Source organism: Enterococcus sp., assembly GCF_032555305.1.
GTDB lineage: Bacteria > Bacillota > Bacilli > Lactobacillales > Enterococcaceae > Enterococcus_A.
The window spans coordinates 81,587-100,346 of sequence record NZ_JAWGOQ010000001.1 but is presented as its reverse complement, the minus strand read 5'-3'; the positions used below and the strand labels follow the sequence as shown (position 1 = coordinate 100,346).

The window sequence follows — 18,760 nt, the reverse complement described above, 5'->3', positions numbered from 1 at the left end:
AGCCGATTTTCTACCAACACTTTTTTCTTGTCATCCAATCAAAAAGGAGCTACCGTTTGATAGAATTTAGTCGCCTAAAACCAACTCAATCAAAAGGAGCCCCTCAATGGATTATCATACTAGAAAACTACTTGGATTAACAGACATACACTTACATTTCGATGATGATTGGCTGGAAGAAAGAAACTATAAAGGCATCCAAGCCCAAGTGATCAAAGGAAAACTAGTGACTTCACCTAGCCGATGTGAAAACTGCGGTTCTGCAGAGATTATTCACAATGGGTCGTATACAACCCATTCTCAGATGCTGAAAGTCAAAGAAAAGCTGACTATTTTAGAACTAAAGCGTAGCCGTTTCTTGTGTCACGCTTGCGGAACAACTTTTTCTGCTCAAACAGACTTAGTCGATGACCATCATCATCTAACGAAAGAACTGAAACAGGCGATCCTCATGGAATTATTTGAGAACCAATCACGAAAATTGATCGCAAAGAAGTACTTTGTTTCTGATGGAACGATCACGCGTATCTTACGCGAAGTGACCAAAGATTATCAACCGAATAAAAAATATCTGCCCTCTGTTTTATGCATGGACGAGTTTAAATCCATGAAATCCGTCGCTGGAGCCATGAGTTTTATTTGTGTGGATGGGACCGACCAATAAGTTGTTCACGATCCTTGAAGATCGCCGATTATTCAAACTCACACAATATTTCATGCGGTTTCCAAGGAAGGCGCGGTTGAATGTCAAATACCTCGTGATGGATATGAATGCCAGCTATAATCAGCTGTTGAAAAAAGTGTTCCCAAATGCCGAGATAGTGACGGATCGCTTTCATATCGTGCAACACATTAATCGCAGCTTTAACCAATTACGCGTTCAAATCATGAATCGCTTTCGTACTTCTAACTCCAAAGATCAAAAGAAATACCGTCGGCTGAAGCGGTACTGGAAACTATTACTTAAGGATTCGGACAAACTGGAGCCCCTCAAACGGCATTACCATCGGCTTTTCAAAAAAGAGAGCAGCCAAACAGAGATCATCGATGAACTCCTAAGCTACAACGAAGAATTACGAAAGGCGTATAAATTTGTCCAACTTTTACGCTATTACTTTACGAAGCGGGATAATACAGGCTTTCGTCATACGTTAAAAATGATGAACCCTAGTCTTCCCCAAGCATTTAAAAAGAAGTTTAAGGTCTTTCAACGCTATCAGGCAGGGATTACGAATGCTTTCAAGGTGAAGCTTTCCAACGGTGTTACAGAGGGCTTGAACAATAAAATCAAGTTGATCAAACGAATCGCCTTTGGCTATCGTAATTTCTATAACTTTCGCGCACGGATTTACTTACAACAAGGATTAATCTTTGAAAACTAAAAAAAGTATGCGGCGCACAAAACGTGCCGCATACGGGACTAAATTTTATTCAGATTTGTCTCCACCAACACGATTTGACGAAGAGCCAGTTTTTTTATGCGAAAAAGCCAGTGATCTTTTGCCAGATCAATTCAAAGGTGCTGGCTTTCTCAACGTCTGTTTTCGTTACAAGATCGGCTGTCGCACCTTCATTTTTCTGCACATAGCCTAATGTATCTTGGGCTAGTGCAACACTAACAGTGCCGATTTTTTCATTTTTATGGACTGGAGCGATGATCGAATTATTGTCTAGTAAAGACTGATCCAATGTTGTTTTGATTGTCAGATTCTTCGGATCCATGTCGCTGCGTACCCAAAGTTTGACAGGTTTTTCCATGACCAAACCAACCGTTTTTTGTTTACCTTCTGTCACTTTTAGTTCTTTCTTGTCAGATGGAGTTTGACCTGCTGTAGTCACATCCTGCTGACTCCAATTGTTCAGGCAGTAATCCATTAATTTACCAGTTTCGGCAAATCGGGCATTTTCGTCATTTGGCTGATCTAGGGCGTTTAGGATCACCGTGATTACTCGGCGCCCATCTTTTTGGATTGTACCGACAAAACATGCCCCGGCTAAATCAGTGGTTCCCGTCTTCAATCCGTCAACGCCTTCTTTGTAATTAGGACCGTCGAACAACATCACGTTCCAATTCTTGATTTCGCCTGGTTGACTGGAATTAGGTGCGAAAGTTTTTTCCTTGATCTTCGAAACTTCTAAAATCTCAGGAAAATCTTTAATCAAATGCTGAGCCACGATCGCCACATCTCTTGCAGACATTAAGTTTTCATCGTTTTCTTGGGTGCCGGGGTAAATATGGTCACCTAGATAAACATTACTTAATCCCGAAGAGTTGATGATAGTAGCATCTGTGATTTCCCATTTATTGAGCTGTTCGCGCATTTGATTGACAAAAGTATGCTCATTGCCGGCAACAAGTTCGGCTAAAGCAACAGCACACGCATTGGCAGATTGAACGATCATGGCTTCAAACAGATCCCTGACCGTATACTTCTGTCCACGAACTAGAGTCACATTTGATAATTCAGGGACTATACTCAATTCTTCAGCGTACTCAGAGATGGGTACTTCTTGTTCCCAAGAGATCTTCTGCTGCTTGATTGCATCTAAAACGAGGTATGCCGTGATTGTTTTAGTTATAGATGCTACGCCTTTGGGAGTATCGCCGTCTTGGTTAAAAAAAACTTTTCCTGAGTCGGCGTCAATGGCATAGCCTGCATTCGCATTGACTGAGAACTCATCTGCCGCATGGACGGGGATCGCTATGAGGCTTTGGAAAAAGAGGACCAAAACAACCAAAACAAGGGGGAAACTTTTCTTTTTATTCATTGATGGGCTCCTTTATTTCTATTAACCCTAAAAGTTTAGCAAAATCAAGGGGTGAATTCAAGAAAATACAAGAAAACCCCAGAGTTTTTCATTAGTTTTAAAAGACTCTGGGAAAAATGATAACGATTTTTATTTTATTTACTTAAAAACTGCGTCCACCACCGCCAAAGGTCCCGCCACCTGTGGAATGTGTTGAGCTTCCGCCACCGCCACCGCCACCATTGTTGTTGGAAGGCTTTGGAATACGTCGGGTCGTAACGAAAGAATTGACTAACTGGTCTTGTCTTTCCGTCAAATCTAATTGAGCGTTTTGGCGATAAGGATAACGGTAGGTTCCAGTTTTTAATTGATATCGCAATCGTACAGAAACGAAGAAGGCAATAGCCGCCACTGCTGCAACGACCAAACCAATGATAAACTCAAACGGTCTGATGGACTTGTAACGCGTGATTTTGCCAGTTTTCTCATCCACTCGATAAGAACCACCTGGTACCCCAGCATCAACGAAATCTTTCGCATTGAACAAATAATTCGCGCTAGCTTGATAATAATCGCCGTCTCTCATTGCTGCTTCAACATCATCTAAAAGTTTATCTCTCCGCTTATTATTAATGTAATCAATCATATTCCCCGAAGTTGATAGATAAATTTCTCGTTGATTCATATCTAGCAAGAGAAGAGCGCCATTATTATTTTTGCCTACACGGTCCATTAATTGCATATCTGCGAAGTCTCGTGGTTCTTCTGTATTTGTATTAGTGGTCAAGATAAAGACTTCACCTTTGATCTTTTTGTTGATGGCATCGGCTTGATTGGACAACTCTGTTCGTTCTTCTGGCGTAAGCAGGTTGGCTTGATCATCTACTGTATCGGAAGCAGCCAAAACCCTTATCGGACTGAAGAGTGCCAAGAAACCGATGAATAATAGCATTTTTTTCATATGAGATACCCCACGATCATTGCGAGTATCATGATTGCCGCGAAGATACCACCTGAGAATAAGCCTAAACGTTTATTGCTGATCGGCAGGATACCGCTGACCTTGCCGGTTTGACCGTTCATGGCATAGTAATAGGTTTTGTCTGAAGCATCCTGATAAGTCACGAGCCAGACTGGCAGCAGCATATAGTGATTATCTTGCTTTTCAACATCGACTGACTGATTGCTGCGTGTGAAGGTTGTATAGCCCGAAACTGTATCTCGTAGCAGATCTTCCGTATATTCAGATAGTTCATGATCGATTTGCTCAGCCAGGTCCTTAATCTCGATATCTCGCTTTTCCGCCTGGAACCCGGACAGGTACTCTGTGTGAAAATCGACTGCTTGATCAATCGGGAAAGGCTGAACACCCTCTACCATTTTTTGCTGCAAATTTTTCTTCAAGGCGTTCTTCGTAAGATGTCTAATTTTTGCTTTTCCTTTACGATAAACTTGATAGACTTTCGTTTCAGTGTATTCTATCTCTCCGACGATCCAGACCCGTAACGAAGTACCTTTACCAGTCAAATTGCCGGCTGTCTCCGCATCAACTACCCAATAAGGAAAATAGACACCGGTCATTTTTTCGATTTGATCCTTGTTGAAAAAATCCTTTGGGATAAAACGTTTCTTTTGTGTCCAGGCTAAAAAATCTGCGACCGCTTTTTCACGATCAATTTTGAATGGTAAAACTTTATTCGGTAAAAACTCTCCCGTTAAACGTCCTGATAATACGACGGGATTATGACAAAAGTAGCAATAGGTTGCGGCGGTAGTGTGATCAGTGGCGATTTGAGCGCCACAGCTGGGACAGAGAAAGAGATCGACATCACCCGTGCTTGTTTCCTCAGCATTGGCAGTTTCTGCTTGTCCGTCCGCGGTTGGAGCTGCTTCTTTGGCTTCAAATTTTTCGATGTCTTCCACTGTAAAAATGCTTAAGCAATAGTCACAGTGAAATTTTTGATCACTAGGATTGAAAGTCAAGGGACCGCCGCAGTTGGGACAATGATGCGTCAATACATCTGCCATTTGCAGGTCCTCCTAAGGTTAATAATAATTTAGTCTAACGGAATTCCTTTAAAGGGTTTGCCGCAATGTGGGCAGAATTTTGGCACACCATTGCTCAAGTCAACCACTTCACCGCATTCACTGCACTTCATTTGGATTTTTGCTGCCGTTGCCGGAGCAGGTTTTGCTTCACCGCAATTGCTGCAGAATTTTCCAGTGTTTTCCTGACCGCATTTTGGACAGGTCCATTGATCGCCAGCAGGCTTTTGCTGCGACTGTTGATTTTGTTTGATTTGCTGATTATTACTTTGCGAAGCTTGATTTAAAAAGTCTCCGCCAGCGTTCATTCCCATGCCCATGCCGAAGAATCCAGTAGCAGCACCGGCATCGTTTTTTCCAGCAGCCTCCATGCCGCGAGCAACTGAACCTTGCACGTAACCTTCTCGGACATTTGGATCGCCTAGCATTGCGCCTTCATTTCGCATATTAATCAATTTTGTCGAGTCATCAGTATAAGAGATGCTGGCAACAGCCACCGATACGATCTCCATGCCGCGGAGCTCTTTCCAGCTTTCATCGAGTGCGTTAGATAAATATTTGCTTAGCTCCAAACTTTTTGATGGCACATAAGAGATACGTTGACCATCAGCAGACATTTGATTAATTGACGCTTGTAAACCAGTCAGGAATTCCTGCAAGTATTGCTCGTTAATATCGCTGATGTCGACTTGGTTCATATTTCGTGGAATAGCGTTAGCGAAAAATAAAATCGGGTCTGTTACTTTGATTGAGTACGTTCCGTGTGCCCGTAAGAATAGTTCCGCATTGTAAAAATTGTCAAAATAGTTCAACGGTGTACTGGTACCAAACTTGATTCCTTTGATTTCCTGTAAATTAATGTAAAATACTTGTTGTTTTTGTGGTGTTACCCCGCCAAATTTGAAACGACTGAAGGTTTCTGCAACAGCATCTTTTAATGAACCATTGAACATAGACGGAGCAGAATTATTTTCCACTGTATAGTAGCCTTCTTCGGCCGTGTAATCGATGATTTTGCCACCATCTACTAAGAGCATCATCATATTTGGATAAACATGAATCACAGAGCCATCTGTAATCACATCACTGGTACCTTTTTTGTTGCTGCCGCGTTTGTCATCTTTTCGAACGGCAATGCCTTTTGTCATAACTGTTGTTTGTCCCATGTTGGCTGGTTCGATAATTTCAAGCCATTGATCGGCCAGACCTCCGCCTATACTGCTAGTTGCTGCTTTAAATAGTCCCATGAATATCCCTCCATAAAAACGTTTTTTCTATTATACCACAGGGTTTTTTCGAAATAGAAAGGATGAACTTCCACAGATTAAAAGACACTAAACAATTACTTCTGACAATCGGTTTCTATAGTTTTTTTACACGAAATCACGTATAATAGAAAGCAGTGATTTTGAAGGAAAAGAGGAGAATTATGGCGTATCAAGCACTTTACCGCGTTTGGCGGTCGCAGCGGTTCGATGATTTAGTCGGACAAGAAGCAATCACGAAAACGCTGAAAAATGCGATCCAACAACAGAAAACTTCCCACGCCTATCTATTTACCGGTCCCCGCGGAACAGGGAAGACCAGTGCGGCGAAAATTTTTGCCAAGGCCATCAATTGTCCTAATAGTGTTGATGGGGAACCATGTAACGAGTGTGAGATGTGTCGTTCGATCACTGAGGGACGACAAGAAGATGTGATCGAAATCGATGCGGCCAGCAACAATGGGGTAGAAGAGATTCGCTTTATCCGTGACCGTGCGAATTACGCACCAACTACGGCAAAGTATAAAGTATATATCATTGATGAAGTTCATATGCTTTCTACTGGGGCCTTTAACGCATTGTTGAAAACATTAGAAGAACCTAAAGAACATGTGATTTTCGTCTTAGCAACGACAGAGCCCCATAAGATTCCGGCAACAATCATTTCACGAACACAACGATTTGATTTTAAACGGATCGATGTCCAAGCAATCATTGGACGAATGGCTTATATTCTTGAGCAGAGCAATCAGCCTTACGAAGAACAAGCGTTGTCTGTAATCGCACGAGCAGCTGAAGGTGGGATGCGTGATGCGCTAAGTATTTTAGACCAAGCGATTTCTTTCAGTAATGAAAAAATAACGTTAGAAGATGCATTGGCTGTGACAGGCAGCTTAACTACTGAGATGATGGACAGCTTTATCGGGTCTTGTCTGCGGCAAGATGTCAGTGGCGCTTTAGAAGTTTTGGAAAGTATTTTAGCGGAGGGGAAAGAAGCACGCCGCTTAACAGAAGATTTGCTACTTTACTGTCGTGATCTGCTGATTTATCAGCAGGCACCAAAGCTGTTGGAAAATCGTGCTGCGTATTTAACAGATCCCTTCAAACAATTAGCAGAGTCGACTGCTTCTGAACGACTGTATAGCATGATCAAAATATTAAGCGAGACACAAAACGAGATTCGCTTTACCAATCATGCGAATGTCTATTTAGAAGTAGCAACAGTGAAGTTGGCTACACCAACAACAGCGATCGATTCAGCGCCAGTGGCTCAGCCGGTAAATTCAACAGCACCAGCAACGGGACAATCAGTCGATCAATCAGAATTGACAGCTCTAAAAACGCAGCTTCAGCAGCTACAGAATGAAATGCAGCAGTTAAAAGCCAACCCAACAGTAGAAAAAGAAGAACGCAGAGCAGCACCGAAGAAGACTGCCAGCAGTTATCGTGTGCCGACTGAACGTGTCTATCAAGTATTGAGTGAAGCGACGAAAGATCACTTAGTCAATGTGAAGAATGTTTGGGAAGATTTACTGATGGCATTACCAGTTACCCAGCGGGCGATGTTGAAGGCCAGCGAACCGATGGCGGCAGGACCGGGCTTACTGCTGATTGCTTTTGATTATGAGATTGTGTGCCAACGGGCAGATGGCAACGATGAGTTACGCTTGAATATGCAGAACAGTTTAAGTATGATGATCAAGGATTATACACCCGACTTTGTCTTCATCACTCGTGAAAGTTGGCCGCGTTTGCGCCAAGCTTTTGTCAGTCAACATCATGACCGTCCAGTAGCGGCTGAAGAAAATGACACGGCTGATGAGATTAGTCTGATACCCGAAGAAACCAATGAAGTTGTTGAACAGGCTAAAAGTTTGTTTGGCGATCTTGTGACAATTAAAGATGATTAATGAGAGATGCCAGTTTTTCTTCTTGCTTTAGCAAGTTAGTAAAATGGTAGACGGCATGAAAATCAAACTAATTTTTTGGAAAAATTAATTCATTAATATAAATAAGGAGCGAGCAGATAAAATGATGCGCGGAATGGGAAACATGCAAGGCATGATGAAACAAATGCAAAAGATGCAAAAAGAAATGGTGAAGGCTCAAGATGAATTAAACGCAAAAGAATTCACTGGCAGCTCAACCAATGATTTAGTAACAGTAACATTTACTGGTGACAAAAATATGAAAGCAATGACGATTAATCCAGAGTTGATCGACCCTGAAGATCCAGAAATGCTGCAAGACATGATCGTCTTGGCAGTTAATGATGCAATCACGAAGATCACGAAGGAAACAGATCAAACAATGGGCAAATATACAAAGGGACTTCCTGGAATGTAAGCGACTTTGTTCAGAGAGGAAGGACACCATGCAATATCCAGAACCAATTGCGAAGTTGATTGAAAGTTATATGAAGCTGCCGGGGATCGGTCAAAAAACCGCTACTCGCCTAGCTTTTTTTACGATCGATATGAAAGACGAGTCAGTCAATGAATTTGCACGCTCATTGATCAGTGTCAAAAGAGATTTGCGTTTTTGCAGTGTTTGTGGGAATATCACGGAGGAAGATCCTTGTGAGATTTGTTCTGATACGACTCGTGACCGCAGCACGATTCTCGTGGTGGAAGAACCTAAAGATGTAATGTCGATGGAAAAGGTTCGTGAATATCACGGACTTTATCATGTTCTTCATGGAGTGTTATCACCGATGGAGGGGACAGGGCCAGAGGATATCAATATCGCGCCTTTGATCAAACGTCTCCATGATGATGAAATCAAGGAAGTCATTATTGCAACTAACGCCACCACTGAAGGCGAAGCGACTGCGATGTATTTATCGCGTCTCATTAAGCCAGCTGGAATCAAAGTTACTCGCCTAGCTCATGGCTTGTCAGTCGGGAGCGACATTGAATACGCTGATGAGATTACTTTGCTAAAAGCTGTGGAAGGACGTCGTGAATTATAAGCATGCACGGCGTTTTAAAAAAGATACAGATAGATCATAATTAATTTTGGGGGACAAGAACGTGAACGGATTATTTATTACGATTGAAGGGCCTGATGGGGCTGGGAAAACCAGCGTCCTGAATGAACTCTATCCTAAACTACAATTAACGGCGAAAAGATCCATCGTCAAGACAAGAGAACCCGGAGGCATCCCGATCGCAGAAAAAATTCGTCACGTCATCCTTGACCCTAGTAATGACCGAATGGATGATCGAACTGAGGCGATGCTCTATGCGGCAGCGCGTCGGCAGCATCTGGTGGAAAAGGTCTGGCCAGCACTTGATGAAGATAAAATCGTTTTGTGCGACCGCTTTGTTGACAGCTCGTTAGCCTATCAAGGAGCTGGACGAGGCATCGGCATAGAAGAGGTTGCCAAGATCAATGAGTTTGCGATCGAAGGCACAACACCAGATGTTACATTGTATCTGGATGTAGATTCCGACACCGGCTTACAACGAATCATGAAGAATCGAACCAATCAAATTGACCGTTTGGACTCAGAAGGGTTACAATTTCATCAGAGGGTCCGACACGCTTATCTAAAATTAGCAGAAGAAAATCCAGATCGGATCGTAAAAATCGACGCTCGGAAGCGTTTAGACGAAGTCGTGAGAGATTGTTTTTACGAGTTGTTGACACGTTATCCAGACTATTTTCAATCATGAGAGGTGTAAACTATGAAACTTATTTTAGCGATCGTCCAAGACAAAGACTCAAATCGTTTAGCCAATGAATTTATCGATGCCAATATTCGGGCCACTAAGCTATCTTCCACTGGCGGCTTTCTAAAAGCTGGCAACAGTACTTTTATCATTGGTATTGAAGATGAACGAGTGGAAGATGCGTTGGCTTTGATCAAAGAGACCTGCCAAGCACGTACGCAATATGTCACAACGCCAGTTACTTTAGACATTTCGTTAGACGGTCAAGTCCCTTATCCTGTTGAAGTTGAAGTCGGCGGAGCGACAGTCTTTGTGTTGCCAGTCGAAGGCTTCCATCAGTATTAATATGGAAGAAGCGAAAAAACTCCAGACAATCCAACCAATCGTTTTTCGCCAATTACAAAACAGTTTTGAGCATGGGCGTTTGGCCCATGCTTATCTTTTTGAAGGCGACCAGGGAACCGGCAAAGCAGAGTTAGCTCTGTGGTTTACGAAGCATCTCTTCTGTTTGAATCTACAGGATGCCATGCCTTGCGAAAAATGTAATAATTGTCTGCGGATAACCAGCAAAGATCATCCCGATGTCGTTGAGATTGAGCCAGATGGTCAATCCATCAAAGTCGACCAAATCCGGGCCCTGCAAAGTGAATTGACTAAGAGCGGCTTTGAGTCTGCAAAAAAAGTCGTGATCATTCATCAAGCGGAGAAAATGAATACAAATTCGGCAAATAGTTTGCTGAAGTTTTTAGAAGAACCGCCAGCCAACTTTATGATTATTTTGGAAACTCAATCATTAGGAAAAATTTTACCGACAATCCGCTCTCGTTGTCAGATCATTCACTTCCAAGCGTTGTCCACAGAACGCTTGCAGTCTCGTTTAGAAGCGGAACAAATCCCTGCAAAAACTGCGAAACTCTTAGCGAATTTAACAAATAGTTATACAAAAGCTGTTGAAATCTCAAAAGATGAATGGTTTAATGAAGCTAGAGATGTTGTTATTCAATGGTTTAATTATCTCGAAAAAAATGATCCGCAAGCGTTTATCTATGTTCAGAAAAAATTGGTCAAGACATTTAAAGACAAAACGCAGCAGCAATTTGCCTTCGAAATGTTGGCATATTTTGTCAAAGAGAAACGTGATCAAGTGATGAAGCAAAACCAAGCAGACCTAAACACGTACAATTACCTGCTGGAGGAAGTTTTATCCGCTAGTCAGAAACTAGAAGCAAACGTATCATTTCAAAATATCGCAGAACAAATAACGTTGCGCATCGTATTTGCTTAACGTTATTTAAGAGAGTAGGGAAAACCATGGTTGAAGTTGTGGGTGTTCGTTTTCGCGAAGCAGGACATATCTATTATTATGCCCCGGGCAAAAACGAATATTTTTATAATGATAAAGTCTTGGTCGAGTCGCAGCAGGCGCACCAGATTGCGACAGTGGCAATTCCAAAAATAGAGATTGATAAAAAGGATTTGTCCGATGACTTAAAAACGATTTTACATAAAGCGTCAGACAAAGAATTAAAAAAAGTAGCTCAAAACGAGGCCGATGCAGAAGCGGCTTTCAAGACGGCTAAAGAAAAGATTCGTGCACATGAGTTAGAGATGAAGCTGATCCAAGTTGAATATACCTATGATCGCAGTAAGATGATCTTTTATTTCACAGCGGATGGACGAATTGATTTTCGTGAACTGGTCAAGGATTTAGCTGGCGTTTTCCGGACGCGCATCGAGCTACGGCAAATCGGAGTGCGTGATGAAGCCAAGATCCTTGGTGGAATCGGCCCCTGTGGTCGACCGTTATGTTGTTCGACATTTTTAGGTGATTTTATCCCGGTTTCGATTAAGATGGCTAAGGATCAAGGATTGTCGTTGAACCCAACAAAGATTTCTGGTCTGTGCGGTCGATTGATGTGCTGTTTGAAATACGAAAACGGCGAGTATGAAGCAGCAAAGAAAGAAATGCCTGATTATGGGAAAGAGATCAATACGCCAGAGGGACGTGGGAAAGTGATCGGCTTGAATCTGCTAAGCAAAGTGGTGAAGGTCCGCTTATTCGGTCGCGATGCAACGATTGATTTTGATTACCAAGAATTAGTTGAAGCAGGTGACTTGTCATGATGGATCGACGCTCATTATACGACGGCTTGAATCAACTAGAGCTAGACATGCAGAAGAATCTTGAGGACTTAGTTTCCATGAAAGAAAATCTGTTAGAGCTTATAGAAAAAAATGCCACATTAGAGATGGAAAATGAACGCTTACGGGAGCGGATTCGTGAGATTGATGAGAAGAAATCGCCGGTCTTGGATGAACGCCAAGAACTATCGGAATCCCGCTTGAATCTAGAGAAAATCTATGAGGACGGCTTTCATGTCTGCAACCTGCTTTATGGATCAAGACGTGAAGCGGATGAGCCCTGTGCATTTTGTCTAGATGTTATTTATCGTGAAAGCAAGCAGAAATAATCAGAAGAATATGAAGTCTGAGTAAATGAGGCCTGTGACAATAATTCTGTCGCAAGCCTTTTTAAATGGAAGGAAGAGCGAGCATGAAGATCCAAAAAAGTTTCGCGCAGGAAGTGGGAACACTTTATCTAGTCCCAACACCAATCGGTAATTTAGAGGACATGACTTTTCGCGGGGTCAAGACATTGCAGACGGTCGATTTAATCGCTAGTGAGGATACGCGCAATACTCAAAAGTTGTTGAACCACTTCGAAGTGAAAGTACCGCAAAAAAGTTTGCATGAACACAACTATAACGAACGTATTCCAGAATTGTTGGATTTTCTAAAGAACGGCCGATCCATTGCCCAGGTCAGTGACGCTGGGATGCCATCGATCAGCGATCCGGGTCATGAATTAGTTGTTGCTTGTATAGAAGAAGATATTCCTGTCGTCGCTTTGCCTGGAGCAACTGCCGGCATGACCGCGTTGATTGCTTCTGGATTAATGCCGCAGCCATTTCATTTTTACGGCTTCCTGCAACGAAAGAAGAGTACGCAAAAAAAAGAATTAGCTGATTTAAAAAATCAGACGGCGACCTTGATCTTCTATGAGTCTCCTCATCGGGTTAAAGAGACGTTGAAAAATATCTCTGAAGTTTTAGGTGACCGAAACGTTGTGATCTGTCGTGAGTTGACCAAACTTTATGAGGAATATCTGCGAGGAACAGCGGCAGAGTTGATCGAATATTTGTCGGAGCACTCTTTAAAAGGGGAATGCTGTCTGCTGGTTTCCGGTACGACGGAGCCAGTAGAAGAGGAAATATTTGAAGGAACGCTGAAAGAGCAAGTGGATGCATTAGTGGAAGAGGGGCAACCTGCTAAAGAGGCGATTAAAACAGTTGCCAAACGACATGGATTGAAGAAGCAGGATGTATATAAAGAATATCACGAATTGTAAGAGTAGGAATTTGTTCCTACTCTTTTTATGTGAAGTTTTCTGACATAAAAAGTCATAAAATTAGAATAAAATGAAAAAAATGAGTAAAAACACTTTTTTTATTTGAGTTTGATGTTAGAATACTTAACATAAAGAGAAATGGAGTGGTTTGATGGCAGCAAATATTGCATTTATTTTGATTTGTTCAGGTTTGGTTTTTCTCATGACCCCCGCATTGGCGTTTTTCTATGGCGGATTGGAACGGAGAAAAAATATTCTGAACACAATGATGATGGTAATCTGTGTGATGGGGTTAGCTTCCCTGATTTGGGTAGTGATTGGGTATTCACTATCATTCAGCGGCGGCGGAGATTTTATCGGAAACTTAGATAAAGCATTTTTCAACGGCGTTTCCATGACGAAGGGTGATGGAATCCCAGAAGGACTATTTGCCTTCTTCCAAATGATGTTTGCTTTGATCACAACGGCAATTTTAACAGGATCAGTTGCCGGACGAATGAGATTCTCAGCGATTTTCCTATTTATCGCGATTTGGTTGATCGTAGTCTATGCGCCAATGGCTCATATGGTTTGGGGCGGCGGTTTCCTTGATAAGATTGGTTCGATCGATTTTGCCGGCGGAAATGTCGTGCATATCAGCTCTGGAATTTCAGGTTTAGTCTTAGCAATCGTATTAGGTCGCCGTCGTGAGTATCATCTTGGTGATTATCGGCCACATAATGTTCCATTCGTAGTATTAGGAACAGGTCTTTTATGGTTTGGCTGGTTTGGTTTCAATGGGGGTTCTGCTTTGGCAGCAGATGGATTGGCAATTCATGCGATGATCACTACGAACACAGCTGCAGCTTGTGCTATGTTATCTTGGATGCTGATTGAGAAAATTCTAAATGGCAAGCCAACTGTTGTGGGTGCTTGTACTGGTGCCGTCGTAGGTTTGGTGGCAATTACTCCTGGAGCAGGCTTTGTATCGATTTGGTCAAGCCTTCTGATTGGTGCGCTAGTAAGTCCTTTCTGCTACTTCTTTATTTCAGTTATTAAACAAAAGCTTGGATTTGATGATGCGTTAGATGCCTTTGGTTGTCATGGAGTCGGCGGGATTTTCGGCGGAATCGTAACAGGAATTTTCGCGGATCCTTCAATTGGAGGAAGAACTGGTCTGATTTATGGTGAAACACACTTATTTATCGCGCAAGTAGAAAGTGTACTATTCACATTGGTATTTGCTGGTGTAGCTAGTTACTTGATTATTTCATTTATCAGAGTCTTCATGCCAATTCGAGTATCACAACAGGAAGAAGCATTAGGACTTGATCAGATTGAGCATGATGAAAATGCATATCCAACATTTATGGGAATGGATTCATAAGAATATCAGTATGAGGAGGACGCGATGAAAAAAGTTGAAGCGATCATTAGACAGGAAAAATTAGAGGCAATTAAGGAAGCAATCGACAAAGAGATTGAAGTTAATGGAATGACCGTCAGCCAAGTACTTGGTTGTGGTTTGCAAAAAGGTCAGAAGACCCATGTTAGAGGGCAAGAGATTATCACAACTCTGCTGCCGAAAGTATCAGTCAGTTTTATTTTAGCTGATGAAGATGTGGAGCGAGTGATTGATTTGATTTTAGAAACTTGTCAGTCGGAGGAATGTGGAACAGGAAAAATATTTGTTTATCCGATTGAAGAAGCAATTCGTATTCGTACCCGTGAATTTGGTAAAGCGGCGATTCAATAAAAGAATCCTGCCTGAGAATTTTCTTAGGCAGGATTTTTTTATTTTAGAATGTCGTCTTTTATTTTTGCAAATTCCGCTTCTGTCAGGATTCCTTGATCCAGTAAATCTTTCATCTTCAAAAGTTGTTCGGCTTTGCTTAGTTGGTTCTCGGATGCTTTCTCTTGATTAGCAGGTTGAATATTTTCGTTTAAGCTGGCTAATATCTTTGGTGCCTCATCTTCTGTTAGAACAATTTTAATCATTCCTTCTAAAGAGGTGACCTCCAATATATCTAAACTGGTTTCTTTGGTCAAACGAAGTCCCTGCAGATTTGCCAATGGAATAACCTTGAACGCATCACCGATGATTCTCTTTTGCCCCATGATAAAACGGTGGTTCGTCAACGCGTAAGCATAAAAGCCGTCATTTTTTGTAGCAGATGTCCGATTATGCAGACCGATAAAACAAATCAAGACTTCTTCATCAGGTCCTAGATGATTTTCAAGTACCGAAAAAAGCCTTTCGCCCCATTGGCGGTCTGACCCTGAGAAGAATCCGACTTCTTGACAGAATTGATACATTTCCTCAGCAGTTTTCATGATCCACCCCTTTGATGTGTTAGTTTCAGTGTAGCAAAACTTGGAAACGCAAACAAATTTATTTTTGAGCGAGCTTTTTCGAAGGTGTCTGTGAGTCTGGTGGTCTGAGTGGACATGGACTGACAGCTAACTCCGTATAAGGAAATCATTTTTCGGAAAACGTGAAAAATGAATTGGATTGTCGTCACGCATATCATTCTACTACACCTGCTAAAGCAGGTAGTAGAACTGACAAAAAAACCACCATAGCCGTCACTATGGTGGAAATGAAGGTTGTTATTTACTCTTGGTAGGAGTAAGTATGAAAAACCAATTCGGGATAATTGGTATGAATTCATGATAAAGCATTCAGTAAATGAAATCATGAATAGCTGTTTGTTAATCGCTAAGAAATGTATTAGAAAAGACTTATGCAAATTACAGTAAAATTTTTCTGTTTATTTCACAATGAAAGGGTTGCATTTCATTTTTAGGATATTGATTGCTATGGTACACTTGGGTTGGAAGATTTAATTAGGAGGGTACATTTATGGCAAATATCAGTAAAAAGTTACTAACTGAATTGACTTCAGAAGAGGCAACCGGTCCGTTTATCACGTTTATGTTGAATACTCACCATGCGCATCAAGACGTTGAAAAAGATCAAATCATGTTTAAAAACTTTGCTAAAGAAGCGAAACGGCGCTTTGAAAAGAAGTACACTGATCACAGCTTTGAACCATTCCAAGAAAAAATCGATCAATTATTAGCAGATGGAGATTTTTGGCGCAGCGGAACCAAAAGTGTTGCGGTAATCTTGACCGAAGATGAAACATATATTCATCGTTTAAGTATCGCAGTGGACGATCAATATTATGTCAGTGATCTCCCATATCTATTGGCAATCATCAAAAACGCGCAATTCAACTATTCATACTATTTAATGGCCTTAAATAGAGACTCTATGAAACTTTACCTTGTTCGCAACAAAGAAGTAGAGGCGATCGAGCTTCCAGAAGGCGCACCGAAAGATATCGTGACAGCCTTAGGTGATGAACTAACGGGTGGAAATCTAAGCGCCTCATCCAGGGGCGGAGATGTTGGCAGTGTTCATGGTGTCAGCACTAAGGATGAAGAAGTCGAAATTGACTGGGTAAATTATTATCAAGCGGTTGACAACTTTCTGAAGGAACTGGATAATCCAGAACAGTTGCCTATCTATCTTTTTGCTTTGCCAGAAAATCAATCACAATTCAAAAAGATTGCTAAGAATCCTTTTTATTCGGATAAAGCAGCGATCAGCGGATCTCCTGCTCAAGTAACAATCAATGATATAAAAAAAGAAACACAAAAAATAGCGGATCAGCTAGCTGAGGTAGAAACACAAACCAATCAAAAGTTGATCAATCGAAAATTTATCGATCAATTGGTAGATATTGTACCGGCAGCAATAGAAGGGAAAATTTCTCATTTATTTATCGCAACATCAAACCTTGTTGATGGCTACGGAGAAGACCCTGATATTGAGTATGATCGTCGTCAAGTACTAAATGAAATTACCGACAATGTTATCAAAAATGGTGGACAGGTCTTTGTTCTAGACCAAAAAGATGCACCAGATGAAAAAAGCTTATTGGCGATTCTGCGGTATTAGTGAGCAAATATTTCAAATACATTAAGAAAAATTTTTTTAAGCGATAACCTAGTGTTATCGCTTTATCTATGTTATACTTCTAATTGTAGTTTTTGTACGGTAATATTGGCAAGTTTGTTTCAGACAACATCTTTCCTATTTCACCATTCAAGTAATTACAAAATTAATTTTTATCCTAGGAGGATGTTTAACATGGAACAAGGTACAGTAAAATGGTTCAACTCAGAAAAAGGCTACGGATTTATCACTGCTGAAAACGGAAATGACGTATTCGTACATTTCTCAGCTATCCAAGGCGACGGCTTCAAAACTTTAGAAGAAGGTCAAGCAGTGACTTTCGACGTTGAAGAAGGCCAACGTGGACCTCAAGCTACAAACGTTAACAAAGCTTAATTAATAGTAGACTTTTATGCCGGATGCGAAAGCATCTGGCTTTTTTTTATGTTTTGAAAACCTCAGGATCAACCTGTGGTTCAGGAAAACTTCCAAATAAGGGTAAAAAATTGCCCTAGACGCTGAGATGAAAGAGGATATCCCACCAATCATATTCAGCCAAAGGAGGATAGATAAGGACTATATCAAGAGCCAATTAGCTAAAGGCTATCAAAGTGATCAATTAAGTCTAAATGAAATAGTTAATCAAGTAGTTCCTATTTAGTCGTGTATTAATCCTGTAACAGACTTGTACTTTGTCAATGTGCTTAAGTTAATGACAGGGCATTCACACAGGTTGTTTTGATTACTTTTTTTAATGAAAATAAATATAAAATTGAGAGTTCAAAATCTGATGAAACTAGGCTTTTTAACATTTTTTTATCCTATTGATGTTTGCTATAGTCACCGTGTTAACATGAAATAAAACTCAACCGATGCTTCAATGTGTAGTGAGTTTTGAAAAGCTTTCTTATGACAAATGTCATGAGTAATCATGACGAATTCCTCTTAAATGCTAATCAATGCTTCGATAAAATTGGTTAATAAATGAAGAAAGAGGGAGTTAGTTAAGTGAATAAACTAGTTGATGTAAAAAATGTGAGTATTAGTTTTAAACGAAAGCACGTACTAGAAGCAGTCGATTGTTATTTAGAACAAGGAGAGATAGTTGGTTTAGTTGGTCCCAACGGTGCTGGAAAGACAACGTTAATGAAAGTTATGGTTGGTTTTATTCCTATAAGTAAAGGTGGAATAATGAAAACAAGAGACATTGCGATCGAAGCTTTGATTGAGCAGCCTGGGCTATATCCTTTTTTATCTGGCTTGGATCATCTGCAACTGTTTGTTGAAGATCGGAAAACGACTGAGATTGATTACTTAATTTCACTATTAGACATGAATGAGTTCATCGGGAAAAAAACTAAAGAGTATTCGTTAGGAATGAAGCAGCGTTTAGGGATTGCGCTGGCTCTATTGAATCGTCCGCAGGTTGTCATTTTAGATGAGCCGATGAATGGTTTGGATCCATATTCAGTCAAGTTGCTGAAAGAAGCAATTATAACTTACAGAAAAAGCGGAACTACCTTTCTAATTTCTAGCCATATACTTAGCGAGTTGGAGCAATTAGTGGATCGTGTCCTTCTGTTAAAAGCAGGTAGAGTGGTGGAAAACATAGAACACCCTGAGCGATTAGAAAATTTCGAAAATGATTTATTAGCTAAATTAGCCTAAGGAGAAT

The 18,760-nt window shown here is 41.0% G+C and carries 19 protein-coding genes and 1 pseudogene; 15 read left to right on the top strand and 5 right to left on the bottom strand.

The annotated features are described in order from the left end of the window. Window positions 1–106 precede the first annotated feature (106 nt). Window positions 107–1,382: pseudogene (locus E6139_RS00485) on the top strand (ISL3 family transposase). A gap of 94 nt (window positions 1,383–1,476) precedes the next feature. Here the strand turns inward: E6139_RS00485 and E6139_RS00480 are convergent. The 4 genes from E6139_RS00480 to E6139_RS00465 all read right to left on the bottom strand — a co-directional run bounded on the left by E6139_RS00480 (window position 1,477) and on the right by E6139_RS00465 (window position 6,041). Continuing rightward, the gene (locus E6139_RS00480) at window positions 1,477–2,769 is read right to left on the bottom strand and encodes a serine hydrolase (RefSeq protein WP_316401073.1); all 1,293 of its coding nucleotides are present in this window, start codon (window positions 2,767–2,769) and stop codon (window positions 1,477–1,479) included. A 142-nt stretch (window positions 2,770–2,911) separates the two neighbouring features. Then, entirely contained in the window at window positions 2,912–3,709 is a 798-nt protein-coding gene (locus E6139_RS00475) for a TPM domain-containing protein (RefSeq protein WP_316401072.1), read from the bottom strand. Further along, window positions 3,706–4,776 (bottom strand): TFIIB-type zinc ribbon-containing protein, encoded by a 1,071-nt coding sequence (locus tag E6139_RS00470; RefSeq protein WP_316401071.1) that lies wholly within the window; start codon window positions 4,774–4,776, stop codon window positions 3,706–3,708. The genes E6139_RS00475 and E6139_RS00470 overlap by 4 nt, the downstream gene beginning before the upstream one ends. 29 nt (window positions 4,777–4,805) lie before the next feature. Beyond that, window positions 4,806–6,041, bottom strand: coding sequence for an SPFH domain-containing protein (locus E6139_RS00465; protein ID WP_316401070.1), 1,236 nt, complete (start codon window positions 6,039–6,041; stop codon window positions 4,806–4,808). Between the two features lie 182 nt (window positions 6,042–6,223). Here E6139_RS00465 and dnaX point away from each other — a divergent pair, with 182 nt between their 5' ends. The 11 genes from dnaX to E6139_RS00410 all read left to right on the top strand — a co-directional run bounded on the left by dnaX (window position 6,224) and on the right by E6139_RS00410 (window position 14,877). Then, window positions 6,224–7,969 (top strand): DNA polymerase III subunit gamma/tau, encoded by a 1,746-nt coding sequence (dnaX, locus tag E6139_RS00460; RefSeq protein WP_316401069.1) that lies wholly within the window; start codon window positions 6,224–6,226, stop codon window positions 7,967–7,969. Window positions 7,970–8,090: 121 nt separating this feature from the next. After that, complete coding sequence (locus E6139_RS00455; protein WP_316401068.1) at window positions 8,091–8,405, top strand: YbaB/EbfC family nucleoid-associated protein; 315 nt, start codon at window positions 8,091–8,093, stop codon at window positions 8,403–8,405. Between the two features lie 28 nt (window positions 8,406–8,433). Continuing rightward, window positions 8,434–9,030, top strand: a complete 597-nt coding sequence (recR, locus tag E6139_RS00450) for a recombination mediator RecR (RefSeq protein ID WP_207106848.1) — start codon at window positions 8,434–8,436, stop codon at window positions 9,028–9,030. Between the two features lie 61 nt (window positions 9,031–9,091). After that, window positions 9,092–9,736: a dTMP kinase gene (tmk, locus tag E6139_RS00445; protein WP_316401067.1), complete on the top strand. Its 645-nt coding sequence runs from the start codon at window positions 9,092–9,094 to the stop codon at window positions 9,734–9,736. Between the two features lie 12 nt (window positions 9,737–9,748). Next, window positions 9,749–10,078: a cyclic-di-AMP receptor gene (locus E6139_RS00440; RefSeq protein WP_010740793.1), complete on the top strand. Its 330-nt coding sequence runs from the start codon at window positions 9,749–9,751 to the stop codon at window positions 10,076–10,078. Between the two features lies 1 nt (window position 10,079). Further along, window positions 10,080–11,018 (top strand): DNA polymerase III subunit delta', encoded by a 939-nt coding sequence (holB, locus tag E6139_RS00435; RefSeq protein WP_316401066.1) that lies wholly within the window; start codon window positions 10,080–10,082, stop codon window positions 11,016–11,018. A 26-nt stretch (window positions 11,019–11,044) separates the two neighbouring features. Further along, a complete protein-coding gene (locus E6139_RS00430) occupies window positions 11,045–11,857 on the top strand; it encodes a stage 0 sporulation family protein (RefSeq protein WP_316401065.1) in 813 nt (270 codons plus the stop codon). Next, complete coding sequence (locus E6139_RS00425) at window positions 11,857–12,204, top strand: DNA replication initiation control protein YabA (protein WP_316401295.1); 348 nt, start codon at window positions 11,857–11,859, stop codon at window positions 12,202–12,204. Before E6139_RS00430 ends, E6139_RS00425 begins: the two co-directional genes overlap by 1 nt. A gap of 83 nt (window positions 12,205–12,287) precedes the next feature. Further along, window positions 12,288–13,142, top strand: a complete 855-nt coding sequence (gene rsmI / locus E6139_RS00420; protein WP_316401064.1) for a 16S rRNA (cytidine(1402)-2'-O)-methyltransferase — start codon at window positions 12,288–12,290, stop codon at window positions 13,140–13,142. Between the two features lie 151 nt (window positions 13,143–13,293). Next, window positions 13,294–14,508, top strand: a complete 1,215-nt coding sequence (locus tag E6139_RS00415; RefSeq protein ID WP_316401063.1) for an ammonium transporter — start codon at window positions 13,294–13,296, stop codon at window positions 14,506–14,508. Window positions 14,509–14,532: 24 nt separating this feature from the next. Next, a complete protein-coding gene (locus E6139_RS00410) occupies window positions 14,533–14,877 on the top strand; it encodes a P-II family nitrogen regulator (protein WP_316401062.1) in 345 nt (114 codons plus the stop codon). A 38-nt stretch (window positions 14,878–14,915) separates the two neighbouring features. Here the strand turns inward: E6139_RS00410 and E6139_RS00405 are convergent, their stop codons facing one another. Beyond that, window positions 14,916–15,455: an SHOCT domain-containing protein gene (locus E6139_RS00405; RefSeq protein WP_316401061.1), complete on the bottom strand. Its 540-nt coding sequence runs from the start codon at window positions 15,453–15,455 to the stop codon at window positions 14,916–14,918. Window positions 15,456–15,984: 529 nt separating this feature from the next. Between E6139_RS00405 and E6139_RS00400 the strand changes: the two genes are divergently transcribed. The 3 genes from E6139_RS00400 (at window position 15,985) to E6139_RS00390 (ending at window position 18,753) form a co-directional block, all read left to right on the top strand. Next, complete coding sequence (locus tag E6139_RS00400; protein WP_316401060.1) at window positions 15,985–17,088, top strand: hypothetical protein; 1,104 nt, start codon at window positions 15,985–15,987, stop codon at window positions 17,086–17,088. Between the two features lie 192 nt (window positions 17,089–17,280). Continuing rightward, complete coding sequence (locus tag E6139_RS00395) at window positions 17,281–17,481, top strand: cold-shock protein (RefSeq protein WP_010745638.1); 201 nt, start codon at window positions 17,281–17,283, stop codon at window positions 17,479–17,481. Window positions 17,482–18,093: 612 nt separating this feature from the next. Continuing rightward, complete coding sequence (locus E6139_RS00390) at window positions 18,094–18,753, top strand: ABC transporter ATP-binding protein (RefSeq protein ID WP_316401059.1); 660 nt, start codon at window positions 18,094–18,096, stop codon at window positions 18,751–18,753. Window positions 18,754–18,760: the final 7 nt, after the last annotated feature.